This is a genomic window from Blastococcus aurantiacus (assembly GCF_900102425.1).
GTDB classification, from domain to species: Bacteria; Actinomycetota; Actinomycetes; order Mycobacteriales; family Geodermatophilaceae; genus Blastococcus; species Blastococcus aurantiacus.
Genome location: NZ_FNBT01000009.1, coordinates 45744 through 72507 on the forward strand (window position 1 = coordinate 45744; position 26764 = coordinate 72507).

27 protein-coding genes and 2 riboswitches are annotated in these 26764 nt (G+C 75.3%); of the genes, 13 read left to right on the top strand and 14 right to left on the bottom strand.

Annotation, left to right across the window (positions count from 1 at the left end; genetic code table 11):
- Positions 1 to 18 precede the first annotated feature (18 nt).
- The 4 genes from BLS70_RS17220 to BLS70_RS17235 all read right to left on the bottom strand — a co-directional run bounded on the left by BLS70_RS17220 (position 19) and on the right by BLS70_RS17235 (position 5038).
- A complete protein-coding gene (locus tag BLS70_RS17220) occupies positions 19 to 1074 on the bottom strand; it encodes an anti-sigma factor RsbA family regulatory protein (protein ID WP_091770483.1) in 1056 nt (351 codons plus the stop codon).
- Positions 1075 to 1212: 138 nt separating this feature from the next.
- Positions 1213 to 2799 (bottom strand): methyl-accepting chemotaxis protein, encoded by a 1587-nt coding sequence (locus BLS70_RS17225; protein ID WP_091770485.1) that lies wholly within the window; start codon positions 2797 to 2799, stop codon positions 1213 to 1215.
- A 128-nt stretch (positions 2800 to 2927) separates the two neighbouring features.
- A complete protein-coding gene (locus BLS70_RS17230) occupies positions 2928 to 4049 on the bottom strand; it encodes a class I SAM-dependent methyltransferase (protein WP_091770487.1) in 1122 nt (373 codons plus the stop codon).
- The gene (locus BLS70_RS17235; RefSeq protein WP_255362542.1) at positions 4046 to 5038 is read right to left on the bottom strand and encodes a haloalkane dehalogenase; all 993 of its coding nucleotides are present in this window, start codon (positions 5036 to 5038) and stop codon (positions 4046 to 4048) included. Before BLS70_RS17235 ends, BLS70_RS17230 begins: the two co-directional genes overlap by 4 nt.
- A 51-nt stretch (positions 5039 to 5089) precedes the next feature.
- Here BLS70_RS17235 and BLS70_RS17240 point away from each other — a divergent pair, with 51 nt between their 5' ends.
- The 3 genes from BLS70_RS17240 to BLS70_RS17250 are packed head-to-tail and all read left to right on the top strand — an operon-like array spanning position 5090 to position 7100.
- The gene (locus BLS70_RS17240; RefSeq protein ID WP_218122472.1) at positions 5090 to 6112 is read left to right on the top strand and encodes an NADP-dependent oxidoreductase; all 1023 of its coding nucleotides are present in this window, start codon (positions 5090 to 5092) and stop codon (positions 6110 to 6112) included.
- 44 nt (positions 6113 to 6156) lie between these two features.
- Positions 6157 to 6375 (top strand): hypothetical protein, encoded by a 219-nt coding sequence (locus BLS70_RS17245; protein WP_091770491.1) that lies wholly within the window; start codon positions 6157 to 6159, stop codon positions 6373 to 6375.
- Positions 6372 to 7100 carry an alpha/beta fold hydrolase gene (locus BLS70_RS17250; protein WP_091770493.1) on the top strand — a complete coding sequence of 243 codons (729 nt, stop codon included), beginning with the start codon at positions 6372 to 6374 and terminating at the stop codon, positions 7098 to 7100. Before BLS70_RS17245 ends, BLS70_RS17250 begins: the two co-directional genes overlap by 4 nt.
- A 55-nt stretch (positions 7101 to 7155) precedes the next feature.
- Here the strand turns inward: BLS70_RS17250 and BLS70_RS17255 are convergent, their stop codons facing one another.
- On the bottom strand, positions 7156 to 7953 hold the full coding sequence (locus tag BLS70_RS17255) for an SDR family NAD(P)-dependent oxidoreductase (protein WP_091770495.1): 798 nt from the start codon (positions 7951 to 7953) through the stop codon (positions 7156 to 7158).
- Positions 7954 to 8027: 74 nt separating this feature from the next.
- Positions 8028 to 8540, bottom strand: coding sequence for a VOC family protein (locus BLS70_RS17260; RefSeq protein WP_091770497.1), 513 nt, complete (start codon positions 8538 to 8540; stop codon positions 8028 to 8030).
- Positions 8541 to 8795: 255 nt separating this feature from the next.
- Between BLS70_RS17260 and BLS70_RS17265 the strand changes: the two genes are divergently transcribed.
- Positions 8796 to 10094 carry an Nramp family divalent metal transporter gene (locus BLS70_RS17265; protein WP_091770499.1) on the top strand — a complete coding sequence of 433 codons (1299 nt, stop codon included), beginning with the start codon at positions 8796 to 8798 and terminating at the stop codon, positions 10092 to 10094.
- A gap of 85 nt (positions 10095 to 10179) precedes the next feature.
- Here the strand turns inward: BLS70_RS17265 and thiD are convergent, their stop codons facing one another.
- The 5 genes from thiD to BLS70_RS17290 form a co-directional block, all read right to left on the bottom strand.
- Complete coding sequence (gene thiD / locus BLS70_RS17270; protein ID WP_091770501.1) at positions 10180 to 10989, bottom strand: bifunctional hydroxymethylpyrimidine kinase/phosphomethylpyrimidine kinase; 810 nt, start codon at positions 10987 to 10989, stop codon at positions 10180 to 10182.
- Positions 10986 to 11642 carry a thiamine phosphate synthase gene (gene thiE / locus BLS70_RS17275; protein ID WP_091770503.1) on the bottom strand — a complete coding sequence of 219 codons (657 nt, stop codon included), beginning with the start codon at positions 11640 to 11642 and terminating at the stop codon, positions 10986 to 10988. Before thiE ends, thiD begins: the two co-directional genes overlap by 4 nt.
- The gene (gene thiM, locus BLS70_RS17280) at positions 11639 to 12448 is read right to left on the bottom strand and encodes a hydroxyethylthiazole kinase (protein WP_176946468.1); all 810 of its coding nucleotides are present in this window, start codon (positions 12446 to 12448) and stop codon (positions 11639 to 11641) included. Before thiM ends, thiE begins: the two co-directional genes overlap by 4 nt.
- Positions 12431 to 12524, bottom strand: a riboswitch (TPP riboswitch). It overlaps the preceding gene by 18 nt.
- A gap of 21 nt (positions 12525 to 12545) precedes the next feature.
- On the bottom strand, positions 12546 to 13175 hold the full coding sequence (locus tag BLS70_RS17285; protein WP_091770507.1) for a TenA family protein: 630 nt from the start codon (positions 13173 to 13175) through the stop codon (positions 12546 to 12548).
- Positions 13172 to 13765 carry a TenA family protein gene (locus BLS70_RS17290; protein WP_091770509.1) on the bottom strand — a complete coding sequence of 198 codons (594 nt, stop codon included), beginning with the start codon at positions 13763 to 13765 and terminating at the stop codon, positions 13172 to 13174. Before BLS70_RS17290 ends, BLS70_RS17285 begins: the two co-directional genes overlap by 4 nt.
- Positions 13766 to 13797: 32 nt before the next feature.
- A riboswitch (TPP riboswitch) is annotated at positions 13798 to 13910 on the top strand.
- On the opposite strand from BLS70_RS17290, the gene BLS70_RS17295 reads away from it, so the two are divergent.
- The 6 genes from BLS70_RS17295 (at position 13901) to BLS70_RS17320 (ending at position 18512) form a co-directional block, all read left to right on the top strand.
- Positions 13901 to 15247, top strand: a complete 1347-nt coding sequence (locus tag BLS70_RS17295; RefSeq protein WP_091770792.1) for a purine-cytosine permease family protein — start codon at positions 13901 to 13903, stop codon at positions 15245 to 15247. It overlaps the preceding riboswitch by 10 nt.
- Positions 15244 to 16368, top strand: a complete 1125-nt coding sequence (gene thiO / locus BLS70_RS17300; RefSeq protein WP_255362543.1) for a glycine oxidase ThiO — start codon at positions 15244 to 15246, stop codon at positions 16366 to 16368. The genes BLS70_RS17295 and thiO overlap by 4 nt, the downstream gene beginning before the upstream one ends.
- Positions 16365 to 16565 (top strand): sulfur carrier protein ThiS, encoded by a 201-nt coding sequence (gene thiS / locus BLS70_RS17305; RefSeq protein ID WP_091770513.1) that lies wholly within the window; start codon positions 16365 to 16367, stop codon positions 16563 to 16565. The genes thiO and thiS overlap by 4 nt, the downstream gene beginning before the upstream one ends.
- A 4-nt stretch (positions 16566 to 16569) precedes the next feature.
- Positions 16570 to 17382, top strand: coding sequence for a thiazole synthase (locus BLS70_RS17310; RefSeq protein WP_091770515.1), 813 nt, complete (start codon positions 16570 to 16572; stop codon positions 17380 to 17382).
- Positions 17379 to 17987 carry a thiamine phosphate synthase gene (locus BLS70_RS17315; protein WP_091770517.1) on the top strand — a complete coding sequence of 203 codons (609 nt, stop codon included), beginning with the start codon at positions 17379 to 17381 and terminating at the stop codon, positions 17985 to 17987. The genes BLS70_RS17310 and BLS70_RS17315 overlap by 4 nt, the downstream gene beginning before the upstream one ends.
- Before the next feature lie 96 nt (positions 17988 to 18083).
- A complete protein-coding gene (locus tag BLS70_RS17320) occupies positions 18084 to 18512 on the top strand; it encodes an ATP-binding protein (RefSeq protein WP_091770794.1) in 429 nt (142 codons plus the stop codon).
- Positions 18513 to 18516: 4 nt separating this feature from the next.
- On the opposite strand, the gene BLS70_RS17325 is transcribed toward BLS70_RS17320, so the two are convergent.
- Positions 18517 to 21081 (bottom strand): SpoIIE family protein phosphatase, encoded by a 2565-nt coding sequence (locus BLS70_RS17325; RefSeq protein WP_255362544.1) that lies wholly within the window; start codon positions 21079 to 21081, stop codon positions 18517 to 18519.
- Positions 21082 to 21789: 708 nt separating this feature from the next.
- A complete protein-coding gene (locus BLS70_RS17330) occupies positions 21790 to 22713 on the bottom strand; it encodes a hypothetical protein (RefSeq protein ID WP_091770521.1) in 924 nt (307 codons plus the stop codon).
- Positions 22714 to 23047: 334 nt separating this feature from the next.
- Here BLS70_RS17330 and BLS70_RS17335 point away from each other — a divergent pair, with 334 nt between their 5' ends.
- Together BLS70_RS17335 and BLS70_RS17340 are read left to right on the top strand one after the other, a co-directional pair.
- Positions 23048 to 24430 carry an APC family permease gene (locus tag BLS70_RS17335; RefSeq protein ID WP_091770523.1) on the top strand — a complete coding sequence of 461 codons (1383 nt, stop codon included), beginning with the start codon at positions 23048 to 23050 and terminating at the stop codon, positions 24428 to 24430.
- Positions 24431 to 24482: 52 nt separating this feature from the next.
- The gene (locus BLS70_RS17340) at positions 24483 to 25439 is read left to right on the top strand and encodes a nucleoside hydrolase (protein WP_091770525.1); all 957 of its coding nucleotides are present in this window, start codon (positions 24483 to 24485) and stop codon (positions 25437 to 25439) included.
- On the opposite strand, the gene BLS70_RS17345 is transcribed toward BLS70_RS17340, so the two are convergent.
- Positions 25436 to 26122: a GAF and ANTAR domain-containing protein gene (locus BLS70_RS17345; protein WP_091770526.1), complete on the bottom strand. Its 687-nt coding sequence runs from the start codon at positions 26120 to 26122 to the stop codon at positions 25436 to 25438. The two genes, BLS70_RS17340 and BLS70_RS17345, sit on opposite strands and share 4 nt — an antisense overlap.
- Positions 26123 to 26248: 126 nt before the next feature.
- Here BLS70_RS17345 and BLS70_RS17350 point away from each other — a divergent pair, with 126 nt between their 5' ends.
- Positions 26249 to 26764: an ATP-binding protein gene (locus BLS70_RS17350; RefSeq protein WP_091770528.1), complete on the top strand. Its 516-nt coding sequence runs from the start codon at positions 26249 to 26251 to the stop codon at positions 26762 to 26764.

Genomic DNA, 26764 nt, shown 5'->3' on the forward strand with positions numbered 1-26764 from the left:
CGGGGACCGGGACCGTGCTCAGGGGACGCGGGTGGCGAGCCGGACGACGAGCCCGTCCGGGCCGGGCAGCAGGTCGACGTGGTCGAACAGCTTGCGCGCCAGCCACAGGCCCATGCCCCCGCGGCCCAGGTCCGGCCCGTGGGCGGGCTGGAAGCCGGCCAGCGGGTCGGCGAACGCCGAGCCGCGGTCGCCGATCTCGCAGATCAACTGGTCGGGGCCGACCCACATGCGGGCGGAGACGGGCGGAACCCCGTGCCGGAAGGCGTTGGCCGCGACCTCGCTGACGGCCAGGTGCAGGTCGTCGGCCAGGTCGGCGTCGGCCACGTGCGCCGTCAGGGCGGCGCCCAGCCGGTGCCGCAGGTCGGCCAGGACGGTCGCGGCGGGGAGGTCCAGGACCGGGGCCGAGGCCTCCACGGGCTCCCGGTGGACGGGGAGGCGGCGCAGGAAGTCCCGGGGGTCCGCGAACTCGGCGCTGCTCCGGCGGACGCCCCCGACGACGAGCTCGGGATGGGTGGCTCGGGCGCCGTCCACGACCTCCTCCGGCAGGATCCGCGAGTCGTAGAGGCACAGGCCGGCGAGCGATTCCCTCGCCAGCAGCACGTTCCGCGCGGCCTCGTAGCGGGCGCCCTCGCGCCAGCTCCGCGGCTGCTCCCCGAACTGCACCTGGCCGACCAGCCGCACCCGTCCCGACCCGGTGCTGCGCGCACGCTCGAGCAGCCGGTGGGTCACGGTGAGCGCGTCGGGCGCACGGGTGTCGAGCAGCCCGATGCGCGGGAGGTTCTCCAGGGTGTCCGCCGGCACCCCGAGACCGGCACGGATCAGCTCGGCGAGCTCGTCGGGACAGGCGAGCACGGTCGTGTCGCCGGCCTCGAGGCCCGCGGCGAGGAAGGGGAGAGCGGCCGCCAGGATCTCGTCGTCCGAGCCCACCACGGCCGCCGCGTGCGACCGGACCCCTGCCGATCCCGGTGGGCGCGGCACGGGCAGCACGGAGCGCTGCACCTGCTCGCCCGCCGCTCGCTCCACCGACGCCTCGTCCTCGTTCCCGGCCGTTGTCCCGGCCGTTGTCCCGGCCACGCCGATCCAGTGTCGGACACGCCGGCCGCTCGCGCGGGACCGGGGGACCCTAATCGGGCGACCCGCACGACGAGCGGTCCGGGCTCGTGCCCGTGGCCGCGGGGAGTCTAACCGCGCCGGCTGCGCGGATCAGGGACCTCAGTAGCGGAACCGGGCGACCGACCCGTGCAGCGACGTCGCCATGCGGGCGACCTCGTCGATGGCCGCCTGGGCGTCGGTCATCGCGCGGGTCGTCGAGGACGTGGCGGTGGAGACGGCGTCGATGTTGGCCGCGATCTCACCGGCCGAGGCCGCGGCCTCGGCGACGTTGCGGTTCATCTCGGTCGTCGTGGCGGTCTGCTCCTCGACGGCGGCTGCGATCGTGCCCTGCGAGTCGTTGATCAGCCCGATGATCGAGGAGATCTCCCCGATCGCCCGGACGGCGCCCCGCGTGTCCGCCTGGATGGCCTCGACCCGGGCGGTGATGTCCTGCGTGGCCTTGGCCGTCTCCTGGGCCAGCTCCTTGACCTCGTTGGCCACGACGGCGAAGCCCTTGCCCGCCTCACCGGCCCGAGCGGCCTCGATGGTGGCGTTGAGCGCGAGCAGGTTGGTCTGCTCGGCGATGCTGGTGATCACCTTCACCACGCCGGCGATCTCGAGGGAGGACTCCCCCAGCTTGGCGACGGTCGCCGTCGTGTCGTCGGCGGCGGCCACGGCCTGCCCGGCCACCCGGGACACCTCGCTGGCGTTCTGCGCGATCTCGCGGATCGAGGCGCCCATCTGCTCCGAGCCCGCGGAGACCGTCTGCACGTTCGTCGACACCTGGCCGGCGGCCGTGGCCACGATGCGGCTCTGCTGCGAGGACTCCTCGGCGAGCCGGGCCATGTCCCGGGCGCTGGCCGTGAGCTGCTCGGTGGCCGACGCCAGCGTCGTGGAGCTGTCGCCGATCGCCGTCATGACCTCGCGCACGTTGGCCATCGACGCCTCCAGGGAGGCGGCCATCTGCCCGACCTCGTCGTGGCTGGTGACGTCGGTGGAGCCGCGCAGGTCTCCCTCGGCGAGCCCCGCCAGCACGGCGCGCACCTTGTTCAGGGGGCCGACGACCGACCGGGTCACGATCCAGCCGAGCAGGGCGAGCACCAGCACGCCGACGGTGGCGACGACGATCGCCTGCGTGATCGCGGTCCCGCGCTCGTCGCTGCTCCGGGTGGCGGCGGACTCGGCGAAGGCGGTCACCGCGTCGCCCATCGCGGGCAGCTCCTCCTCGAGGGCGGAGAAGGCCACGGAGAACTGCGGGTAGGCGGCCTCGGCGCCGGCCGGGTCGCTCTGCGCGGTGGTGACGATCGCGTCGGCGGAGGTCAGGTAGGCCTCGACGGCGGGGACGACGGTCTCGACGGCCGCGGTCACCTCCGGGCTGAGATCGTCGGCCAGCGCCTCGGCCATGATCCCGCGGAAGATCTCGGCGTGGTCCGCGAGGTCGCTGACCGCGCCGCTGTAGAGCTCGCCCGCGCCGTCGCTGAGCAGCGCCTGCAGCACGTCGGCCCGCACGGCGTCGTGCATCATGTCGGCGAGCAGGACGTCCCCGGTCACCTCGGCGCTGGCCAGCACCTCGTCGGTGCGCTCGCCGGTGTCCTGCAGCGCGCCGACCGTGACCACCGCGAACACCCCGAGCGCCGCGGCGCCCGCGGTGACCAGCGCCGCCAGCTTCACGCCGAGCGGACGGTCGGACCAGAGGGAACGCGACATCGGGTTACTCCATCACCGGGCGGAAGGGGGAGTGCCCCCGATCCTCTGCATCGGCGCCGGCTGGATCGACTACAGCGGAGAGCTCGAAGTTCGCCGTTTTTTCCGGTTCCGCATCCCGGAGCGGTCCGTCAGCGGCGCGTGGAGACCGTGACGGTGAACTTCGGGGTCTGCTCGGCCACCCGGGTCGGCCCGACGAGGCGGGTCAGCGTGGGCTTGTAGCGGAGCGCGCTGTTGTAGACCGTCCACAGCTCACCGCCGGGCCGCAGCACCCGGCCCGCAGCAGCGAAGAGCCGGTCGGCCGCGGTGGTGACGACGGCGGCGCCGACGTGGAACGGCGGGTTGCACACCACCAGGTCGACGCTCCCCGCGGGCACGGACTCGGCGGCGTCGTCGCGGATCACCTGCAGCCGGTCCCCGAGCCCGTTGGCAGCTGCCGTCGACAGTGTGGAGGCCACTGCCGCGGCCGACTGGTCCACGGCGAGCACACCCAGCGCGGGGCGGGCCACGGCCAGGGCCGCCGCGAGCACACCGGTTCCGCAGCCGAGGTCGAGCGCGGTCGCGGCCCCGGGCGCCATGGCGTCCAGCCGGCCGAGCAGCGCCCGGGTGCCGATATCGACCTTCGTCCCGGCGAACGCGGCGCCGTGCGCGCACAGGGCGAGCCCGAGGTCCGCGTGCTGATGGCAGCGCGGGAACGACGACGTGCCGGGCTTCGGGCCGCGGGCGACCAGCACCCGCGACTTCTGCCGCGCCAGCGTGGCGGAGACGTCGGCGAAGGAGTCGCGGAGCACGTCGTTCATCGCATGGGTCATGTGCTTGACCCGGCCGCCGACGAGGACGGTGACGTCGGGCGCCGCGGTGGCGGCCACCTGCTCGGCGATCTCCCGGAGGGCGTCCAGCGCCCTGGGTGCCTTCACGAGGACGACGCGGGCACCAGCGGGCGCCTCGGCCAGGGGGACGGACCGGTACGTCCCTGTCAGGCCCGTGCGCTCGGCGTTGCGGGCCAGCGCCCGCTCCCCCACGAGCAGGTCCTGGGCCACCCGGACGTCGCGGGCGCCGTGCAGGGCGACCGCCCCGAGGGTCAGCGCCCCGTGCGAGTCGTCGACGACGGCGACCTCACCGGGCCCGCACAGCGCGAGGGCCGCGGCCGCCTCGTCGAGCAGCAGCCGGTCGGTGGCGTCGACCGCGACCAGCTCGGGCGCCTCGACGTCGGGAGCGCGGCGCAGCCGGTCGAAGAAGTCGGAGGCGGTCACCGGGGCGTGGCCGCGATCAGGTCCACCACGACGCGCGCGAGCTCCGGCCCGACGTCCTCCTGCAGGAAGTGGCCGCCACCGGCCAGCGTCGTGTGCGGCATGCCCTGGGCGCCGGGGACGAGCTTCTGGAACACCCGCTCGCCGCCGCGGGTGATCGCGTCCTGGTCGGAGAAGGCGGTGAGGAAGGGCTTCTCCCAGCGGCCGAGCACCTCCCAGGCGGCACGGTTGTCCGCGGCGGCCGGGTCGTCCGGCGACGTCGGCACCAGCGTGGGGAAGATCCGGGCGCCCGCGGTGTGGCGGTCGTCGGGGAAGGGTGCGTCGTAGGCGGCGACGACCTCGGGGGTGGCTCCTCGGGCGGTGCCGTTGCCGACGATCCGGCCGATGTGGAAGTCGGGGGACTCCTGCGAGAACCGCTGCCAGGCGAGGAAGGCCTCGCTCATCGGCTGGTCGCCGGTGGGCAGCCCGGTGTTGGCGACGACGACCCGGGCGAACCGGTCCGGGTGCTCCGCGACCAGACGGAGGCCGATCAGCCCGCCCCAGTCCTGGCAGACGAGCGTGGCGTCCCGCAGGTCGAGCCCATCGAGCAGCGCCTCGCGCATCCACGCGACGTGCCTCGCGTAGCTGTAGTCGTCGCGGTGCACGGGCTTGTCGGACCGGCCGAAGCCGACCAGGTCCGGCGCCACGACCCGCAGGCCCGCCCCGACCAGGACGGGGACCAGGTGCCGGTACAGGAACGACCACGACGGCTCGCCGTGCATGAGCAGGACGGTCTCGCCGTCCGCCGGTCCCTCGTCGACGTAGGCGACCCGCAACCGTCCGCCCTCGGTGTCGTCGACCTCGACGTACCGCGGGGCGTAGGGGAAGTCGGGCAGATCGGCGAACCGCTCGTCGGGCGTGCGCAGGGCCTCCATGCCCCCACCCAAGCAGCCGGGCCGCACCCCCGGAAGGCCGACCGGGCGGGCGACGCCGGTGGCGTGCCGGTCGGACACCCCGATCACCCCGCCTCGGGGCCGGTGAGGGGCGCGGGCATGATCGGCCATGTGTCCCTAACCACACGTGAGTGGCAGCTGGCGGCCCGTCCGCACGGCGAGCCGAAGCCCGAGGACTTCCGCCTGGTCGAGGTCGAGCACCCCGATCCGACCGAGGGCCAGGTCGTCGTCCGGATGCTGGCCATGTCCGTCGACCCGTACATGCGCGGGCGGATGAACGCGGGAAAGTCCTACGCGGCCGCGTGGGAGGTCGGCGAGACGATGCAGGGCGGCGCGATCGGCCGCGTCGTCGAGTCCCGCTCGCCCGACGTCCCCGTCGAGTCGCTGGTGTCCACGAACGCCGGCTGGCGCGACGTCGCCGTCCTCGACGCCCGGACCGTCCAGGTCCTTCCCGAGCTCCCGGGCATCCCGCCCAGCTACCACCTCGGCGTCCTCGGGATGCCCGGGCTGACGGCGTGGGTCGGCCTGTTCCGCCTCGCGGAGTTCAAGGCCGGCGACGTCGTCTTCGTCTCCGGTGCCGCCGGCGCGGTCGGCAGCATCGTGGGCCAGCTCGCCCGGCTGCACGGCGCCGCCGCCGTGATCGGCAGCGCCGGGACCCCGGACAAGGTGCGCTGGCTGACCGAGGAGCTCGGCTTCACCACCGCTTTCGACTACCACGACGGCCCGGTCGCCAAGCTGCTCGCCCAGGCCGCGCCCGACGGCATCGACGTCTACTTCGACAACGTGGGCGGCGAGCACCTCGAGGCCGCCATCGGCGCCTTCAACGAGTTCGGCCGCGGCGCCCTGTGCGGGGCCATCTCCAGCTACAACGCCACGGAGCCGGTTCCCGGGCCACGCAACATGGGGCTGATGGTCGGCCGGAAGCTGAGCCTGCGCGGCTTCATCGTCAGCGATCACGCGGACATGCGCGCGGACTTCATGCAGAAGGTGACGCCGCTGGTGACCTCCGGCGAGCTCGTCGTCCGCGAGACGGTGCGCGAGGGGCTGGACCAGGCGGTGCCCGCGTTCCTCGACCTCCTGCGCGGCGGCAACACCGGCAAGATGATCGTCAAGCTGGCCGACGACCCGGCTTGAGCCCGACCGGTTGAGCACCGGCGGGTGAGGGCAGGGTGCACGCCATGTGGCTCTTCCTCACCCGCCGGCTCCGCATGTGGGTCGTCCTCACCGTCCTCGCCCCGCTGGCCACCAGGGTCTTCCGTGGCCTCGGCCACGCACTGGAGCGGCGGACCGGCCCCTCCGTGGTGAGCAACGGCCTCCTCAAGGCGGGCGAGTTCGGCGAGCGCGCGCGGGTGACGCTGGGCGGCAAGGCCCGGCGTCGACCGCTCCGCAACCCGTGAGCGCCCCGAACGGCCCCGGCGCAGACCGCCCGGCCCGCCGCTCCCCGGAGCTGGAACAGCGGCCGGCGCCCGAGGAGACCCGGGGCATCGCCCTGTTCTGCCACGGCGGCACCGTCGCCGGCATCGAGCCACCCCGGGAGCGGGCCCTCTCGGTGGTCCGCATGCGGGGCGTCGAGCAGGCCGTGCACCGCAGCACGGCCCACCGCGGGGTCTCCACGGCCCTGCTCCGCTACCGCGTGGCCGGCTGGAACGGCGAGGCCGCCGACGCGTTCCAGGACGTGCGCTGGGCCGTCGACCGGCTGCGCACCCAGCACGGCGCCGACGTCCCCATCGTGCTGGTGGGCCACTCCATGGGCGGCCGGGCCGCCCTGCGAGCCGGCGGGGAGCCATCGGTCACCGCCGTCTGCGCGCTCGCTCCGTGGACCCCGCCCGGCGAGCCGGTGATGCACCTGGCCGGGCAGACCGTGGCGATCCTGCACGGTCTGGGCGATCGCTGGGTGCCACCCCGTCTGTCGGCCGAGTTCGCCGTCCGCGCCCGACGGGCCTCCGCCCGCGTGGCCCGCTTCACCATTCCCGGCGGGCACGGCATGGTGCGGCGGTCCGGGCGCTGGCACCGCTTCGCCACGGACGTCGTCCTGGCCGGGACGGGGCTCGAGCCGATGCCCGAGGCGATCTCCAACGCCCTGGCGCGACCGAGCCCGGAGGGCCTCGCCGTGCCCCTGTGACCAGGCGCGGGCGGGGCAGGCGGGCCGTAGCGCGGTCCTGACACCTCCCGGTCGGCTACTCGGCGGAGCCGGGCTCGGCGACCGGCCGGAACGTCTTCGCCGCGATGCTGTCCGGCGTCATCGCGGACAGGTGGCCCATCGCCTTGCTGGTCAGCGAGCCGCCGAAGACGCTGGCCTCGCCGTTCATCAGGCCCTTGAAGCCGTCCTCCGCCACCTTGGCGGGGTCGTCCTTGTGCTCGGTGGCGCCCAGCTTGGTGTCGGTGAGGCCGGCCCGGTCGAAGAACTCCGAGTGCGTGACGCCCGGCAGCAGGCTCGTGATGGTCACGTCGGTGTCCTTCAGCTCCTCCCGCAGTGCCAGGGCCAGCGACTGGACGAACGCCTTCGAGGCGCCGTAGACCGCCTGGAACGGCTGAGGTGCCTGCGAGGCGATCGACGAGGTGAACAGGATCCGGCCCGCGTTCCGGGCCGCCATGTCCTGGGCGATCCGCTTGCCCAGGTGCATCGTGGACGTGCAGTTCAGCGCGATCAGGTCCAGCTCGGCGTCCAGGTCCGTCTCGATGAACGGACCGCCGACGCCGACACCGGCGTTGAGGGCCGCGGCATCGAGCGGCCGGCCTGCCCCGCGCACCGCCGCGACCACCTTCTCGACCTCGGCGCGCTGGGTCAGGTCCGCGCGGACGGGGGAGACGGCCGCGCCCAGGCCGCGGAGCTCGGCCGCCGCGGGCTCGAGCTCGTCGTCCTCCGCGACGACGATCAGGTCGAAGCCGTTCTGGACGAACTGCTTGGCGAGCTCGAGGCCGATGCCGCTGGAGGCACCGGTGACGAGGGCGAGCGGGCGGGTGGGTGCGGACACGGGAGCCTCCGGGGGCAGTCGGGAACAGTCCGTCACTGCCCCGCGGCCCGCCGCCTCACTCGCGGGGTGGACCCTCAGGCGCGCACCGAGACCCCGATGCCCCCGAGGGTGGCCGCGCCGTAGCGCTCGATCTCGCCGGCCAGGTCCAGCGGGCGGGTGGTGGCGCCCTGGGCCCGGACGTCGTCGGTGATCAGGTCGGCCGGCAGCAGCCAGGAGACCTCGAACTCCAGGCCGTCGGGGTCCTGCGCGTAGAGCGCCTTGGTGGTGGCGTGGTCGGACTCGCCGACGAGGGCGCCGGCGACGAGCAGGGCATCCCGGATGCGGGACAGCTCGGCGAGCGTGTCCACCTCCCACGCCAGGTGGTAGAGCCCGACGGTGCTGTGGCCGGCCTGGGACGGGCCGGCGCCGGCGCCGATCGCGAACAGGCCCAGGTCGTGGTCGTTGGTCGACCCCTCCGCCTGCAGGAACACGGCCCGGCCGGGGATCTCCACCTTCACCCGGAAGCCGAGCACGTCGCGGTAGAAGGCGAGGCTCCGCTCGACGTCGCGGACGTACAGGACGGCGTGGTTGAGGCGCTGGACGGGCACGGGAACTCCTAGGACGGGGACCCTCAGTGTGCCCGCATGTACTTGAGACTTCAAGTAAGTCGGGCTGGTTCACCCGACGAGCACTGGCCTGCCGGGGTCTCCCGGGGCCGGGAGGCCCCTCTGGACAGGGCTGATCTTCGGTGAGCCTTGCTTGGCCCCCGGGGGCCACGGGTCGGCCCCGACGTGTCACCGGCGCCGGGCAGGACAGGAGCGCCCGCCCACCCGCTCGCCTGATGACCCCGCTGCGAGGCCGCCGTGTACCTGTCCAAGACCGAGGCCGCCGTCCTGCCGACCACGCTCGTCGCCGGGCCCCGCCCGGTGGCACCGGCCCCCGGCCCGGCGGGACGGCGGCGGATCTGGCCGATGCTGGGCCCGGCGTTCGTGGCGGCGGTGGCCTACGTCGACCCCGGCAACTTCGCGACGAACTTCTCCGGCGGCGCGACCTTCGGCTACACCCTGCTCTGGGTGATCGTCGCGGCCAACCTCATGGCGATGCTCATCCAGTCGCTCACCGCCAAGCTCGGGATGGCGACCGGCCGCGACCTGGCCACGCTGTGCCGCGAGCGGTTCCCCCGGCCGGTCACCTGGGGGCTGTGGGTGCAGGCGGAGGCGGTGGCGATCGCCACTGACGTGGCCGAGATCGTCGGCGGCGCCGTCGCGCTCAACCTGCTGTTCGGGGTGCCGCTGCCGATCGGCGGGGTGATCACCGCCGTCGTCGCCTTCGTGCTGCTGGCGGCGCAGTCCCGCGGCCACCGGCCCTTCGAGCGGGTCATCACCGGCCTGTTGCTCGTCATCGGCCTGGGTTTCGGCTACACGCTGGTCGGCTCGGGCGTGGACATGGGCGGCGTCGCCGGCGGCATGGTGCCCTCGTTCGAGGGCGCGGACAGCGTCCTGCTGGCCACCGGCATCCTGGGCGCGACGGTCATGCCGCACGTCATCTACGTGCACTCGGCGCTCACTCCGGGCCGCTACGGCGACGTCGTCACCGCCGGCCGCACGGCCGAGGGCCGGGGTCGCCTGCTCCGCGCCCAGCGCCTGGACGTGCTGCTGGCCATGGGCCTGGCCGGCCTCGTCAACGCCGCGATGCTGATCATCGCCGCCCAGCTGTTCACCGGCGGGAACGACGCCGACAGCCTCGAGGGCATCCACGCCGGCCTCGGCGACCAACTGGGCACCGGGGCGGCGCTGGCCTTCGCCCTCGCGCTGCTGGCCTCGGGCTTCGCGTCCTCGTCGGTGGGCACGCACGCCGGCCAGGTGGTCATGGCCGGGTTCCTGCGCCGCCACATCCCCGTGCTGGCCCGGCGGCTGATCACCCTGGCGCCGGCGCTGGCGGTCCTGGTGTTCGGCGGGGACCCCACCACCGCCCTGGTGTGGTCGCAGGTGGTGCTCTCCTTCGGCATCCCGTTCGCCCTCGTGCCGCTGCTGTGGCTGACCGGCAGCCGCGACCTCATGGGCGGCTGGGTGAACCGGCGGACCACGACCCTGGTCGGCGCCGTCGTCGCCGCACTGATCATCGGCCTCAACGGCCACCTGCTCCTCGGCTTCGTCCTCTAGGGACTTCCTGTACAGGAGGTCCCCCGCTTTTCCGCGGATAGGCGGGCGGCTCTTCCGCGGAAAAGCGGGCGTGGGGGAGGTCCGTTCACCACCAGCGGACGAAGTGGTGGACCGGACCGTGCCCGGAGCCGATGCCCAGGGACTTCCCTGCCACCAGCGCCTCCTGCAGGTAGTCCCGGGCCTGCTCGACGACCGGAGCCCACGCCCCCGGCCCGCCCTGCCCGCGCGCGACCAGAGCCGCGATCGCCGAGGAGAGCGTGCAGCCGGTGCCGTGCGTGGCCGACGTCGCCACCCGGGGGCGCCGGGTCACGACGACCCCAGCGGCGTCGACCAGGACGTCGACGCTCTCCGCACCGCCCAGGTGGCCGCCCTTGAGCAGCACCGCGCCCGGGCCGAGCCCGAGGAGGGCCTCCGCCTGCTCGACCATCCCGTCCACCGACTCCGCCGGCGCCCGGTCCAGCAGCGCCGCCGCCTCCGGCACGTTGGGCGTCACCAGCGCCGTCAGCGGCAGCAGGTCGGCGCGGATGGCATCCACGGCGTCCGGCCCGACCAGCCGGTCGCCGCTGGTCGCCACCATGACGGGGTCGCAGACCACCGGTCCGGGCCGCCGCTCGGCGAGCACCGCGGCGATCTCCCGGACGACGTCGGCCGTGCCCAGCATGCCGAGCTTGGTGGCTCCCACCGGCACGTCGTCCAGCAGCGTGCGCAGCTGGTCGCCCACGAAGGCGGCGGGGACGGCGTGCACGCCGGTGACGCCGCGGGTGTTCTGCGCGGTCAGCGCCGTGAGCACCGCGGTGCCGTAGACGCCGAGGGCACTGAAGGTCTTGAGGTCGGCCTGGATCCCCGCGCCCCCGCTGGGGTCGCTGCCCGCGACGGTCAGCGCAACAGCGGTCATGGCGTCACCGCCGTCGCCAGGGCGGAGCGCAGCTCGCGTGCCGCCGCCTCCGGGTCGGGCGCCGCGCAGATCGCCGAGACCACGCAGATGCCGTCCACGCCGGACACCGAGGCCGCCCGGGCGGCGTCGATGCCGCCGATCGCCACCGTCCGCAGCCCCGCGGCCCGGGCCTGCCCCGACAGCGCCGCGACGCCCTCGGGGCCGAGGCCGGTGCCGGCGTCCGGCTTGGTGGGGGTCGACCACACCGGCCCGATGCCGACGACGTCGACGGTGCCCGCGGGCAGCGCCAGCGTGGCCGCCATCTCCGCCGCACTCCCGGCCGACAGCCCCAGCAGCCGGTCCGGGCCCAGGAGCGCACGGACCTCGGCCGGCGGCAGGTCGTCCTGGCCGATGTGCACGCCGTCGGCGCCCGCGAGCAGGGCGACGTCGACCGCGTCGTTGACGAACAGCGCCACCCCGGGCGTCGCGGCCAGTGCCTCCCGCACGGCGAGGGTGAGCGCGTACAGCTCGCGCCGGGAGGCGGTCTTGTCCCGCACCTGCACCGCGGTCACGCCCCCGGCCACCGCGGCCCGCACGATGTCGGCGACGGCCCGCGGGCGGGAGAGCTCGGTGTCGGTGACCAGGTAGAGCGCCGGGTCGAGGGCCGGCCTCACGTGTCGTCCCGGACATCGGCGCGCAGGAGGTCCTCGGCGGTCACGGCGTCGAGGGCGTCCACCCAGGCGGCCGCGAAGGTGCCCGGCCCGGAGCAGACCGCGGCGGCGGCCTCGGCGGCCAGCGCCACGTGGGCGTGCGCGGCGACCGCGCCGTCGAGCCGGTCGCCGGCCACGGCGACGTAGGCGGCGGTGAGCGCGCCCAGCGCGCAGCCCGCCCCCGTCGTCCGGGTGAGCAGCGGGTGCCCGCCGCCGACCCGCACCACTCGCGCGCCGTCGGTGACGACGTCGACCGGGCCGCTGACGGCCACGACGCCGCCGGTGCGCCCGGCCAGCACGACGGCCACCTCCAGCGCGTCGTCAGCGGTGGCCGTGGAGTCCACGCCCCGCCCGCCCGCGCCGGCGCCGGCCAGCGCCATGACCTCCGAGGCGTTGCCCCGCACCACGGCCGGCCCGCTGTCCGCCAGCTCCACGGCGAGGTCCGTGCGGAACCGCAGGCCGCCCACGGCGACCGGGTCGAGCACCCACGGGGTCCCGGCCGCGCCGGCGGAGCGGACGGCGACGCGCATCGCCTCGGCGGAGCGGCCGTGCACCGTGCCCACGTTGACCAGCAGGGCCGAGGCGATCGCGGCGAAGTCGCCGGCCTCCTCGGGCGCCTCGACCATCGCCGGTGCCGCGCCCACCGCGAGCAGCACGTTCGCGGTGAGGGTCTGCACGACCGTGTTGGTGAGGCAGTGCACGAGCGGGCTGCTGGTGCTCAGTGCGGCACGGGCGGCCGCGAGCGCATCGAGGTCCACAGCGGATGACATCCCTTCGCCAGCATGACCTGGGCAGGTTCGACGGGTGTCTTCTCAGCCCGGCCAGCGGGCACCCCGTGTCGCGGACGAGCCTAGCTCGCCCGCGCCCTCAGGCCCGCCCGTCCCCCGGCGACCAGGCCGCCGCGAAGAAGCCCAGCTCGAGCTCCATGGCCCGCCGGTAGGCCCGCGCCACGTCCGGGGTGTCCTCGGCGTACCGGTCGAGCAGGCGCTCCAGCGTGGCCGCCAGCTCCTCGAAGCCGGGGTCGGCGTACGTGGTCACCCACTCCGTGTACGTGCCGGCGGGGCGCCCGGCCAGCGACTGCCCGAGGTGGGCGTACAGCCGCATGCACGGCGTCATCGCCGCGCAGATCTCCCCCAGTCCGCCGGTCGCGGCCGTGGCCAGCAGGAAGTCGGTGTAGGCCGAGGTCGCCGGGGCGGGCGCGACTCCGGCCAGGTCGATCCCCCAGCGGGCGGCGTACCCGTCGTGCAGCCGCAGCTCCTCCCGCACGCCGGCCAGCAGGTCGGCGAACGCCTCCAGGCCGGCCCGGTCGGGGCTGCGGACGACGGCCATGGCGTAGGCGCGGGCGAAGGCCTGGAGGAAGAATGCGTCCTGGGCGACGTAGCCGGTGAACCGCTCGCGCGGCAGCGACCCGTCGGCCAGGCCCTGCACGAACGGGTGCGCCAGCGTGGCGTCTGCGAGGTCGCTGGTGTCCGCCCACAGGCGGCGGGCGAGGCTCACGCGGCGGCCCAGGCGGTGTCCCAGAAGGCGACCTCGGCGCCGAGCACCTCGAGGACCACGTCGTCGTGCCGCCCGCCGAGCGCGTCGGCCGCGGCCGCCAGCCCGTCCACGTACCCGGCGAAGGCCGGCGCGGTCCAGTGCTCGACGTACCCGGCGTACTCCTGCGCCCCGGGAGCCGCGGTGGTCCACGCGTCGAGGTAGACGCGCTCGATCGCCCAGAGGCCGGTCAGGGCCGCGGGGACGTCGGCGGCGTCCAGGCGCTCGAGCAGCTCGCCGTATGCCGCGGTGGCGGGGAGGCGGGGCGCGCCGAGAACGAGGCCACGGCGCCCGGCCAGCTGCTCGAACCAGGCCAGCTCCTCCACCAGGGCGACCGCTCCACCGGCGAGGACCGCCTGCGCCGCACGGGGGGCGCGCGCCAGCAGCCGGGCCTGGAAGCGCAGCAGGTCGCCGACGTAGTGGTGGTCCTGCACCAGCCACGTGTCGAAGGCCCCGGCGGGCAGGGTGCCGTCGCGGACACCGAGCAGGAAGCGGTGGCGGGTGGCGTGATCCCAGGCGGCGGGGTGGTCGCGGAGCAGTTCGGACGTCGGCACGGCGCGACAGTACGGGCGGGTCTAGAGTCCTGTGGCACATGTGCGGGAGCTCGGGCGGACCGGGCTGAGAGGGCGGCTGACTGCGCCGCCGACCGCTGGAACCTGTCCGGGTAATGCCGGCGTAGGGAGCTGGTCATGAGCACGTCCGACGTCGTCCGCGCGTCCTCCTCGGGGGACGCTCCCCTCACCCTCACCGAGCGGCCCGCCCGCACGCTCGGGTTCCGGGACGCCCTGGGGCTCTGGGGCAACCTCGGCGTCAGCCTGCTGCTGCCCGTGGCCGCGGTGTTCGTCGTCCTGCCGGGCCGGCCGCTGGTCGAGACGCTCGGCGCCGTCGTCGTCGGGGCGGTGATCGGTGCGCTGCTGCTCGGGATCGGCGCCGCGGCGGGCGCCCGCGAGGGCGTGCCGGCCATGGTGCTGCTGCGCGGGCTCCTCGGCCGACGCACCTCCTGGCTGCCGACGGGGTTCAACCTCGTGCAGTGCGTCGGCTGGGCGACGTTCGAGATCGTGATCATCGCCGAGGCCGCGTCCCGGGTCCTGGACGCGCCGCGCTGGCCGTTCGTGCTGGCCGCCGGCGTGCTGGCGACCCTCATGGCCCTGCGCCCGCTCGGCGTCGTGCGCCTGCTCGCCCGCTACGCGATCTGGGCGGCGCTCGCGGCGGTCGTCTACCTGCTCGTCGAGGTCCTCTCCCAGCCGCTGCCGGACACGATGGACGACGGCGTGGCGACGTCGTTCTGGACGGCGACCGACATCGTCATCGCCCTGCCGATCTCGTGGTTCCCACTGGCCGCCGACTACACCCGGCACGTGCGCAGCGGCCGGGCCGCCTTCGCCGGCGCGAGCATCGGCTACGGGCTGGCGACGATGGTGATGTTCACCCTCGGGGTTCTCGCGCTGGCCGCCTACGGCAGCGGCGGGTTCGACGTCATCGACGCCCTCCTGGCCGTGCCGCTGGGTGCGCTCGCGGTGCTGATCCTCGTCACCGTCGAACTGGACGAGGCCTTCGCGAACCTCTACTCGACGGCGGTGTCGGCGCAGAACGTGGTCGGCCGGCTGGACCGCCGGGTGGCGGTCCTCGTGGTCGGCACCCTGGCCACGCTCCTGGCGCTGAGCTTCGACATCGTCGCCTACGAGCCGTTCCTCTTCCTCATCGGCGCGGTGTTCGTGCCGCTCGTCGGCGTCTTCGGGGTGGCCTACGCGCTCACCCCGAAGGGCGCCTGGGACACCTCCGACACCGCCCGCGCCCGGCCGGCGCTCCTGCTGCCCTGGGCCGCGGGGTTCGTGGCCTACCAGCTCACGCTGCCGACCTTCTTCGGCGGCCCCGGCTCGGGCTGGACGGCGTGGTGGACGGCGCGGCAGGCCGACCTCGGCATCGACCCGGCGAACGGATGGTCGGCCTCGCTGATCAGCCTCGCGGTCGCAGCGACGCTCACCGCGCTGCTGGTGGCGCCGTCCGCGCTCCGCCGGAGGCGGGAGCTCCGGTGACACCGGTCGACCTCGCCGTCGCCGGCGGAGGGCTGATCGGGTTGTCCGTCGCCTGGCGGGCCGCCCAGCGGGGCCTGTCGGTGACCGTCGTCGACGACGCCCCGGGCAGCGGTGCCTCGCGGGCCGCCGCCGGGATGCTCGCGCCGGTCTCGGAGGCCGGCTACGGCGAGGAGGCGCTGCTGCGGCTCTGCCTCGCCTCGCTGGAGCGCTACCCGGCCTTCCTGGACGAGCTCGCGGACGCCACCGGCGTCCGGGTGCCGCTGCGGACGGCCGGCACGCTGGTGGTCGGCTTCGACGACGACGACATGCGGGTGCTGGCGGACCTGCAGAGGTTCCACGTGGAACTCGGGCTGGAGGTGCACCGGCTCCTGGGCCGCGAGGTGCGCCGCCGGGAACCGGCGCTGAGCCCGCGCGTGCGCGGCGCCCTGCACGTCGCCGGCGACCTCTCCGTCGACCCCCGCGAGCTGCACCCGGTGCTCCTGGCGGCGGCCGAGGGAGCCGGCGTCCGGTTGGTCCGCTCGCGCGTGGCGGGTCTGCTCACCGAGGACGGGCGCGCCTGCGGGCTGGCGCTCGACGGCGGCGGCGAGGTGCGCGCCTCCACCGTGGTGCTGGCGCTCGGCCCGCGAAGCGGCGGCCTCGCCGGGACGCCGCCGATCCCGGTCCGGCCGGTGAAGGGCCAGATCCTGCGCCTGCGCGGCGCCGCGGGGCTGCTGGAGGGCACCGTGCGGGCGCTGGTCCGGGGCCGCTCGGTCTACCTCGTGCCCCAGGGCGACGACGGCCTCGTCGTCGGCGCGACGGTGGAGGAGCGGGGCTTCGACGCCACCGTCACCGCCGGCGGCGTGCACGACCTGCTGCACGACGCGATCGAGTTGGTCCCGGGGGTGACCGAGCTGGAACTGGCCGAGACCCTCACCCGCTGGCGTCCCGGCACCCCCGACAACGCCCCGGTGCTGGGCGCCTCCGGGATGCCCGGGCTGGTGCTGGCCACCGGCCACCACCGCAACGGGGTGCTGCTCACCCCGCTCACCGGCGAGCTGGTGGCCGAGCTCGTCGTCTCCGGCGAGCCGCCCGCGCTCGCCGCTCCGTTCGCCCTCGACAGGTTCGGGAGAGGACCGACATGAAGGTGTCCGTCAACGGCACCCCCACCGACGTCGGCGAGGACGCCACCGTCGCCACGCTCGTCGCGGCCCGCGCCGGCGGGCACGACCGGGTGGCCGTCGCCCGCAACGGTGACGTCGTCCCGCGCAGCAGCTGGGCGGACACCCGGCTCACCCCCGGGGACCGCCTGGAGGTCCTCGCCCCCACCGCAGGAGGTTGAACGCATGAGCGTGCCCGAGGTCGTCACGGCCCTGCACCACGAGGAGAGCACCGACCCGCTGCTGCTCGGCGGCGAGACGTTCACGTCCCGCCTGCTGCTGGGCACCGGTGGGGCCCCCAGCCTGGAGTCGCTCGAGCGGGCCATCCGGGCCTCCGGCACCCAGCTGGTCACCGTGGCGCTGCGCCGCGTGGAGGCGTCCAGCAGCGGGGCGATGCTCGAGGTGCTGGACCGGTGCGGCGTCCGGCTGCTGCCCAACACCGCCGGGTGCCGGACGGCGCGGGAGGCCGTGCTCACCGCCCGGCTGGCCCGTGAGGCCTTCGGCACCCCGTGGGTGAAGCTCGAGGTCATCGGCGACGAGCACACCCTGCTCCCGGACCCGATCGAGCTCTTCGACGCCGCCGAGCAGCTCGTCGCCGACGGGTTCACCGTGCTGGCCTACACGACCGACGACCCGATCCTCGGCCGCCGGCTGGCCGACGCGGGGTGCGCCGCCGTCATGCCGCTGGGCTCGCCCATCGGCAGCGGCCTGGGCATCCGCAACCCGCACAACATCGCGCTGCTGCGGGACGCCGTGTCGGTGCCCGTGGTGCTGGACGCCGGCATCGGCACGGCCTCGGACGCGGCCCTGGCGATGGAGCTGGGGTGCGACGCCGTCCTGCTGGCCTCCGCCGTCACGCGGGCCCGCGAACCCGAGCGGATGGCCCTGGCGATGCGCCACGCGGTGGAGGCCGGGCGGCTGGCCCGGGGTGCCGGCCGCATACCCCGGCGCTGGCACGCGGAGGCGTCGACACAGATGTCCGGGCTGCCGGAGCTGTGAGCCTCCCCCGTCTGCTCGTGCTCACCGACCGGACCCAGTGCGCCGGCCCGCTCGTGCAGGCCGTGGCGACCGCGGTCGACTGCGGCGCACGGGCGGTGGTGCTCCGGGAGAAGGACCTGCCCGAGGACGCCCGCCGCGAGCTGGGCGACCAGCTGCGCGCCGTCCTGGACCCGGTCGGCGGTCTGCTGATCCACGGCGGCCTGGCCGGTGGCTCCGGGAGCGAGGCGGTGCACCTGTCCGGCAGCGATCCCTTCCCCGCCGTCCGGCCACGGCTGGTGGGCCGGTCCTGCCACTCGGCCGACGAGCTCGCGCGCGCGGGGGAGGAGGGTTGTGACCTCGTGACGATCTCGCCGGTCTTCGCGACGTCGTCCAAGCCGGGCTACGGCCCGGCCCTCGGGCTGGACGGGCTGGCTCGGCTGCTGCCCGGAGCGCCCCGCGCCTTCGCGCTCGGCGGGATCCGCCCCGAGGACGTGCCGGGCTGCCTCGGGGCCGGGGCGTACGGCGTCGCGGTCATGGGCGCCGTCATGCGGGATCCGCGGACCATGCGTGGCTACGTCTCCGCTCTGCGGGATCTGCCTGCGGGAGAGGCGACGTACCCGACGTGATGTAGGTCGCACTCATGTTTGGCGCATCCCCGCCGAACCCATACACAGTTGTTCGACCGCCGGCGTGCGGTGTCCGGGAATGCGAGGGTGCAGTACGTGACAGGGCAGGCGGCGGAGAGCTTGTGGCCGTCCTCGTCCCCTCCGGCTGCCGAGCAGCTCCTCCAGTGGCAGCTGGCCGACGTGGCCGAGCTCCCGGCGATGCGCGGCCGGGTGCGCCGGGTACTCCAGCCGACGGTCGACTCCGACGCCCTCGACCAGATCATCCTGGCCCTGGACGAGATGGCCTCCAACGCACTGCGGCACGGCGGGGTCGGACCGGTGGAGGCCTCCATCCGCACGACCGACACCGGCTACCTCGTCGAGGTGTCGGACTCCGCGGCGGCGCGGCCCCCGACACCCGCGGTCGACCGCGACCCCAGCCAGGGCGGACTGGGCCTCTACCTGATCGCCCGGATGGCCCTGCGGCACGGCTGGTACGCCAGCGCCCGGGCCAAGCACGTCTGGGCGCTGCTCCCCCGGTCCTGAGCGGTCAGGCGAACCGCGACGGCAGCTGCTCCGGACCGGCCTCCCGCGGGCGCGGGCGGTCCTCCCGGTGCAGCCGGATCGCCACGAGCGCGACGTCGTCCTGCAGACCCTCCGGGCGCAGGCGAGTGATCACCTCGTCGCACAGCTCGGCCAGCGGCCGGTCCGCGAGCTCGGCGAAGGCCTTCCGGAGCCGGTCGATGCCCTCGTCCAGCGGCAGGTCCCGGCCCTCGACCAGCCCATCGGTGTAGAGCAGCAGCGTGGCGCCCCGCCGGACGGTGACCACCGTCTCGGTGCGGCGGGCGGACGGGTCGACGCCGAGCATCAGCTCGGCCCGCTCGGTGGCGAGCTCCTCGATCCGGCCGTCGGGGTGCAGCAGCAGCGGGGGCGGGTGCCCCGCGTTCGACCAGCGCAGGCGGCTGAGCCCCTGCGCGCGCTCCTCGGGGGTCTGCTCCACCCGGGCGATCGCGGCCGTGGCCATCGTCCCCATGCCGAGGCCGTCGATGGCGGCGTCGAGGTCGGCGAGGACGGCCGCCGGGCCGATGCCGTCCCGGTAACCGATCCCGCGCAGCATGCCGCGCAGCTGGCCCATCGCGGCCGCGGCAGCCGTGTCGTGCCCGACGACGTCGCCGATCACCAGCACGGTGGCCCCGCTGGGCTGGAGGAAGGCGTCGTACCAGTCGCCCCCGACCTCGGCGACCTGCACCGCCGGCAGGTAGCGGACCACGATCTCGGCGTGGTCGGGCTCCGGCGGCTCGGTGAGCATGCTGCGCTGCAGCCCCTCGGCCAGCCGGCGCTGCTGCTCGTAGAGACGTGAGTTGTCCAGCGCCAGCGCGACGCGGTCGCCGATGTCGCGCAGTGTGGCGACGTCCTCGGCGTCGGCCTGCTGCCGATCGGCCGACCGGTAGACGCTGAGTGCGCCCAGCGTGCGGCCCCGGGCGGTGAGCGGGAGCGTCACCGCCGACCTGGGTGCGAGCTCCTGCAGCACCTCGGCGGCCTCGCCCGAGGGCATGGAGCGGCCGACGGCGGCCATGACGTCCGGGATCTCGCGGGGCTGCCCCGTCGCCAGGGCCGCGAGAACGGGCGCGCCGGGTGGCAGCGCGGCCAGCCGTAGGGCCGCGTACCGCTCCACCAGCGGGGTCGATGCGGCGTCCCGGTGCCGGACGGCGACGTCGCGCACCCGCCCGTCCTCGTCGACCAGGCTGGCGATCACCCAGTCGCCGCTCACCGGGACCAGCGCTTCGGCGACGTTCTGCAGCGCGGCCTCCTCGCCGGCCCCGGTGGCGAGCCGCTGGGCCATCGCGGCCGTGGTGTCGGCGATCAGGCGCAGCCGCGCCGCGCTCCGGCGGGCGCGGTCCTCGGCGGCGCGGCGCTCGGTCACGTCGAGGAAGGAGACGGAGAGGCCGTCGGGGCCCGGCCACGCGCGCACCTCGAACCACGCGTCCAGCGGGGCGGGGTAGTACGCCTCGAAGACCTGCTCGCGCCCGGTCCCCACGGCCTCGAGGTAGCGGACGCCGAACTCCGCCTCGGCGGCCTCCGGGAAGGCGTCCCACACCACCTGGCCCAGCAGGTCGTCGCGGGAGGACTGCAGCACCCGCTCGGCCTCGGCGTTGAGGTAGGTGAACCGCCAGTCGCGGTCCAGGCTGAAGAAGGCGGACTTCACCGACTCCATGACCCGGGCGACGCGGGCGTCGGCGTGCCGCTGGGCTGTCGTGTCGTAGCCGGCTCCGACGAGGCGGACGGCGACCCCCGTCTCGTCGGCCAGGGCGCGACCGCGGCCCTGGATCCACCGGGTCTCCCCCGACGGCAGGACGACCCGGAACTCGGCGTCGTACTCCCCCACCGTGTCGATGGCCGCCTGCAGCGCCTCCATCGTCCGCTCCCGGTCGTCGGGGTGGCAGCGGGCGGCGAACGCCTCGATCGTCTGGTCGAACGCGTCCGGCTCGAAGCCCATCAGCTCCTGGAGGCGGTCGTCCCACACCAGTCGGCCGCCGGCCAGGTCCCAGTCGAAGCTGCCGATGCCGGCGGCGTCGATGGCCAGCTCGAAGGCCAGCCGGCTGGACTCCAGCTCCCGCACCTGGGCGGCCAGCTGCAGCTCGACCGCCACGGCGTCACCCAGCTGGCGGAGCAGGGCGACGTCTGCGTCGGACCAGTCACGCGGCCGGCGGCCGAACGCCGACAGCGCGCCGACCACCTGACCGTCGAAGACGGCGAGGGGGAGCCCGAGGTAGCTGGCCACGGTTCCCCCGGCCACCGGCGGCAGGCCGGCCAGGCGCGGGTCGAGGCGGGCGTCCGCAGCCACGACCGGATCGGGAGCGGCGGTGGTCGTGACGGCGCACAGCGACTCGGCCAGCGGGACCCGGATGCCCACGGTCCCCTGGGGCAGGCCCGTGCCTCCGAGCACCAGCTCGTCGATCCCGAAGAGGGACACCTGCGCGGCATCGGCGCCCAGCAGCTGCACGGCCAGGGCGGTGAGCCGCTGGAGGGCGGGCGAGCCCACCGCGGTGGCCTCGAGGCGGGCGACGGCGGCCACCCGCTCACCGGCGCCGGGCGTGGGGTCGACGGGAGTCACGTCGTCCCCTCCCTGTCGGCCGGTGGTTCCGCGGCCCGGATCGGGCCTCCGGCCCATTCTGTCTGCTGCGCGGGCCAAGGGGCGGACCGGGCACCGGAGGGCGGAGGGGACCGGCGGAGCACAGGGGCGAACGGCCGAGCGGCGGGCGCCGGGGGAACGGCGCCCGCCGCTCGACGGGGGTGTGCGGGCGAGGTGCTCGCCCATTGCGCGGCCACGGGCCCGAGGGCCGTGGAGCGTCCTGCCTCGTCGCCTCCCGGGGAGGCCGCTTCCGGATCGCGCCGGTCGTGGTGCGTCGCCGTTGCGGGTCGTATCGGCGTCCAGCCGGCCAGGTGCTGACGGTCAGAGACCCGGTGGTGGTCACGAGTGGGGGTCGTGTCGCACCGGGTACCGGCAGGCCTGTTGGTCTCGCCTCGGCGGATCCGGGTTCCCGGCAGCCGGCGCCGGCCACGGTCTCCGCCTCCCTGGAGGGTCCGCTCGCTGCTGGGCAGTCGGCGGTGGGTCGAGGCGGGATTCGTCGCGCGGTGCGGTCTGCCGGCGCCCGGAGGGGCACCGTCGGGGTGGGCCAGGTGGAGGCCGAGTCGGCCCGGAAGGGTCGCACTCGGACGACCGAGGCGGTCGCGATCCCCGGGATGAGGGGGACGGTCGCGGCGTGCTCGGGTGGAGCGGAGGACGGCGGCACGGCCCGGTGGCCGTGGTCGCGCAGAAGGATCAGCCGGGCGCGGCGGGCGCCGGGCGCAGAGCGGGGATCGACCTCGGGTCGCCCCTGGCCCGGGCCGGACCGGCGCGGACACCGGCGGACGCCCGGGCGGCGGGCACGGTGCGCCGGGGACCCGCCGGCAGCGGTGGGAGGACCGTCGTCCGGCCGACCGGGACGGCGACCTGGCGGCGACTGCCCCACGCCGGGGGCTGGGGCCAGCCGGGCGGCGGCGGTGCCCACCCGGGACCGACGGGCCCGGTCGGCGTGGGCCGGACCGCGGCCGCCGGGGCGGTCGCGGGAGCCCGCAGGACGGTCCGACCCGTACGGGGGGACGGGACCGTCGGTGCGGGAAGCAGCGCCACGGCGGGGGAAGACGCCGCGGGCCGGATCGTGGGGGTGCTGGGCAGTTCGCGCAGCACCACGGGGGGGTCGACCTGCCGGGGCGCCGCCACCGGTGCGGGCCCGCCCCAGGCGAGGTGCTCGCCCCGGGGCCCGGAGCCCCAGAGCGCGATCCGCCGGGTGAGCGCCCGCAGCCGTGGCCGCAGCGGGGGCCGGGGCGCGGGCTCCGTCGTCCGCCAGGCGGCGTACTCGCCCTGCGGTCCGGCGCCCCAGAGGGCGGCGCGGCGGGCCAGGTCGCGCAGCCCCGTGACGGGACGGCGCTCCGGGTCCGGCACGACGGTGACCGTGGGCCTGCGCGGAGCGACGACGGGGACGCGCCCGGGGCGGGCCGTGGGTGCCGCCGGCACCGACCGCAGCGGGACGGCGCGCGCCGAGGCGCGGTAGGCGCTGGTGTGGACCGGGCGGCTCCGCTGCGCCGACGGTGCGCCGTCGGCGCGGTCCAGCAGACCGATCAGGCCGGCCAGGGAGGCACCGGGCTCGGCGGGGGAGGCGCCCCCGCGTGCGGGCGTCAGAACGCTCGCCTCGCTGCTGCTCATCTCGCCTCCAGGTCGTCGTCCGCGACCGGGGAAGGTGTCGCGGACAAGGAGAAAACTAGGCAGTCCGGTGCCCTCCGGCCGTCGTTCCGGACACCTCCTCCGACCCGCGTGACCCAACTGTTGTCCGGCCGTCCCGGACCGGCCGGTGACCCGTCCTCCAGGGGATGTCCTTGTCGACAAGAGGCGCTCCCCGAGCGTGGACACGCGTGACCGGCCGGCCGGTGGCACCCGGCCGGTCCGTGACGCGCCCGCGTGTCGCGGGCCCGCAGCGGCGCGCCACCCGATCGGGCTCCGTCGAATTGCCACCGCAGCGGCGGGCTCCGAGACTCGGCCCGTGCATGATCACGCGCAGGACGCGCCGGCCACCCCTCCGCAGGCCGACGGGGGTGACACCCGCCTCAAGCGCTCGGTGACCGGGCGGCTGCTCTTCCTCTTCATCCTCGGCGACGTCCTGGGCGCGGGCGTCTACGCGCTGGTCGGGGAGATCTCCACCGAGGTGGGCGGCGCGGTGTGGCTGCCGATGCTGGTCGCGCTCGTGCTCGCGATGCTGACGGCGGCGTCCTACGCGGAGCTCGTGACCAAGTACCCGAAGGCCGGCGGCTCGTCGGTCTTCGCCCAGCGCGCCTTCCGCAGCCCGCTGGTCTCGTTCCTGGTCGGCTACTGCATGCTCGCCGCCGGTGTCACCAGCGCGGCCGGTCTGTCTCTGGCGTTCGGTGGCGACTACCTGGGCGTCTTCCTCGACGTGCCCGCGGTCCTCGCGGCGGTCGTCTTCCTGGTGCTCGTGGCGCTGCTCAACGCCCGCGGGATCAAGGAGTCGGTGCGGGCCAACATGGTCATGACCGTCATCGAGGTCTCCGGCCTGGTGCTCGTGGTCGTGCTGGGCGCGCTGGTCCTCGGCCGCGGGGACGGGGACGTCGGCCGGGTGACGGAGTTCCCCGACGGCGTCTCGGTGGGCTCCGGGGTCCTCGCCGCGGCGCTGCTGGCCTACTACTCCTTCGTCGGGTTCGAGGTCTCCGCGAACGTCGCCGAGGAGGTCCGCGACGTCCGCCGCGTCTACCCCCGGGCGCTGTTCGGTGCGCTCCTCGTCGCGGGCGTCGTCTACCTGCTGGTGGGCCTCGCCGCCTCGATCGTGCTCGCGCCGGAGGAGCTGGCCGGCTCGACCGGACCGCTGCTCGAGGTCGTCCGGGCCGCCGACGTCGGCGTCCCCGACAAGCTGTTCAGCGCCGTGGCGTTGATCGCCGTGGCCAACGGCGCGCTGCTCACCATGATCATGTCCAGCCGGCTCCTGTTCGGGATGGCCGAGCAGGGGCTGCTCCCCCGCCCGCTCGCCGCCGTCCTGCCCAACCGCCGCACGCCGTGGGTGGCCATCGTCGTCACCACCGCCGTGGCGATCGCGCTGACGCTCACCGGCGACCTGGGCGACCTGGCCAACACCGTCGTCCTCCTGCTGCTCTTCGTCTTCCTCAGCACGAACATCGCCGTCCTGGTGCTGCGGAAGGACGAGGTCGCGGCCGACCACTTCCGGGTGTGGGCCGTCGTCCCGGTGCTGGCCATCGGCTCCTGCGTGCTGCTGCTGTGGCAGCAGGAGGCGGGCATCTGGTTCCGCGCCGCCATCCTCCTGGTCGTCGGCATCGCCCTGTACCTGCTCGCCCAGGCCCCCTGGTGGCGGGCCACGCCGCAGCGGGTCCGCGACGAGCAGGCCCCGACCGCCTCCTGAGGGGTGCGGGACCTGTTCCTCGCCGGGGCGGGGCCACTGCGAGGATGCCGGGGTGACCCGCATCCCCCTGGTGATCGACACCGACCCCGGCATCGACGACGCGCTGGCGATTCTGCTGGCGCTGGCCAGCCCCGAGGTGGACCTGCGGCTGGTCACCACGGTGCACGGCAACGTCGACCTCGCGCTGACGACGGAGAACGCGCTGCGGGTGCTGCAGCTCGCGGGCCGCTCCGACGTCCCGGTCGCGGTGGGCGCCCGGGCCTCGTTGATCCACCCGCAGCCCGAGCGGGCCGGCCACGTGCACGGCGCGGAGGGGCTGGGCGGCGTGCAGCTGCCGCCCTCGCCGGCGCGGCTCGACCCACGCCCCGCGGTGGTGGCCCTCGCGGAGCTGCTCGCCGGCTCGCCGGAGCCGGTCACGGTCGCGGCCATCGGGCCGCTCACGAACATCGCGCTGCTGCTGGCCGTCTACCCCGAGGCGGCGGCCCGCATCGACCGGCTGGTCGTCATGGGCGGCTCGGCGGCACGCGGCGGGAACGTCACCGCGGCGGCGGAGTTCAACATCTGGTCCGACCCGGAGGCGGCCGCGGCGGTCTTCGGCTCGACCGTCCCCACGGTCATGGTGGGCCTGGACGTCACGCTGCCCACGGTGCTGTCCGAGGAAGGCATCGCACGGTTCGCCGCGGCCGGCCCGGTCGGTGCGACCGCCGCCGCCATCCTCCAGCAGTACCTCGACCACGCGCGCGACGCCTACGGCGTCCCCGGGGTCGTCGTGCACGACGCGCTTGCCCTCACCGAGGCCATCGCGCCCGGCACGCTGGGCACCGTCCGCCGGGACGTCGTCGTCGACACGACCCTGGGCGCCGGCCGCGGGCAGACGCTGGTCGACCGGCGGTCGGTCTCGCCGTCCCCCACCGCGGTGGAGGTGGCCGAGACCGTCGACAGCGAGGCGGCCGTCGAGTTCCTCGTGTCGCGGCTGTCGCGGCTCGACGGACAGGTGCTGCCGGGCTAGCTCTCCTGCGTGGACTCCACGATGCCCGCGGCGATGTCGCGGAGCTTGCGGTTGTACCGCTGGGAGGCCCCGCGCAGGACCTCGAACGCCTGCTCGGCGGTGAGGTGCCGCTGAGCCATGAGGATGCCCTTCGCCTGCTCGATCACCGCCCGGGACTCCATGGCGATCCGCATGTTGCGGGTCTGCTCGGAGAGCTGCCAGTGCGCGTCGGCGTTCGCGACCGCGACGGCCACCACCTCAGCCGTCTCCAGCCCCGCCTCCAGCGCCTCGGGGCCGGCGAAGGCCGCCACTCTCGTGGAGTAGATGTCGAGCGCCCCGATGCTCGAACCCTGGTACGGCAGCGGCACCGACAGAGAACTGCGGACACCGACCTCCTGGGCGTGCGCCACGTAGTCCGGCCAGCGCTCCTCGGCCTGCACGTCGTCGATCCGCAGCAGCACCCCGCCCCGGCCGGCGTCCATGCAGGGCCCGTAGCCCTTCTCGTACTGCAGCTCGTCCGCTGCCAGCGCCATGTCGCCGTGGTGGGCCGCGGTGAACGGCTTGTCGTTCTTCAGGAGTGTGATGGACGTCGACTCGGCACCGGGGATCCCGGCAGTGGCGATCCGCGTGATGTCGGTCAGCACCTCGGTGAGCGTCCGGCCCACGAAGGTCACCCGGTTCAGCTCCCGCAACAGCGCGTCCATGGGCACAGTCTGCCTGCTCAGACCGCCGTGCCCGGCCCCCCTTCGCGCGTCCAGGCCCTATCGGTCAGGATGGGGCGCGGCCGGGACCCCCCGGCCACCCTGCGAAGCAGACGCGAGGGAGATGCCATGGCCGACGAGCCGGCCCGGGACACGTGGCCCTCCGCGCCCGTCCCGTCGGTCCCCGGCGACGTGTGGCACTGGCAGCTGGAGGCGATGCACGTCGTCTCGCGGGTGCGGTCGGATCTGCGCGCGCGGATCGCCCACCCCTCCGTGGCCTCGGCCTCCACCGAGGACGCCCGGGACGGGCTGCTGCTGGTCTTCGAGGAACTGGCCTCCAACGCCCTCCGGCACGGCGGGGGCGACGTCCGAGCCCTCGTGGTGGCCGGCCCGGAGGGCTGGCTGCTGGACCTGAGCGACGAGGCACCCGACCGCCCGCCGGTCCCCGCCGTCGACCGCGACCCGGCGCTCGGCGGCATGGGCCTGCACCTGGTGACCCAGCTGTCGACCACCTACGGCTGGGAGGAGCGCCCCGGCCGCAAGCACGTGTGGGCGCGGCTGCCGTCCGGCCGGGCGGAGTCCCCCCAGGGTCAGCAGCGCGACCGCCTCCCCGAGCCCCGCTCCGGCGAGATCCGCCGCGAGTAG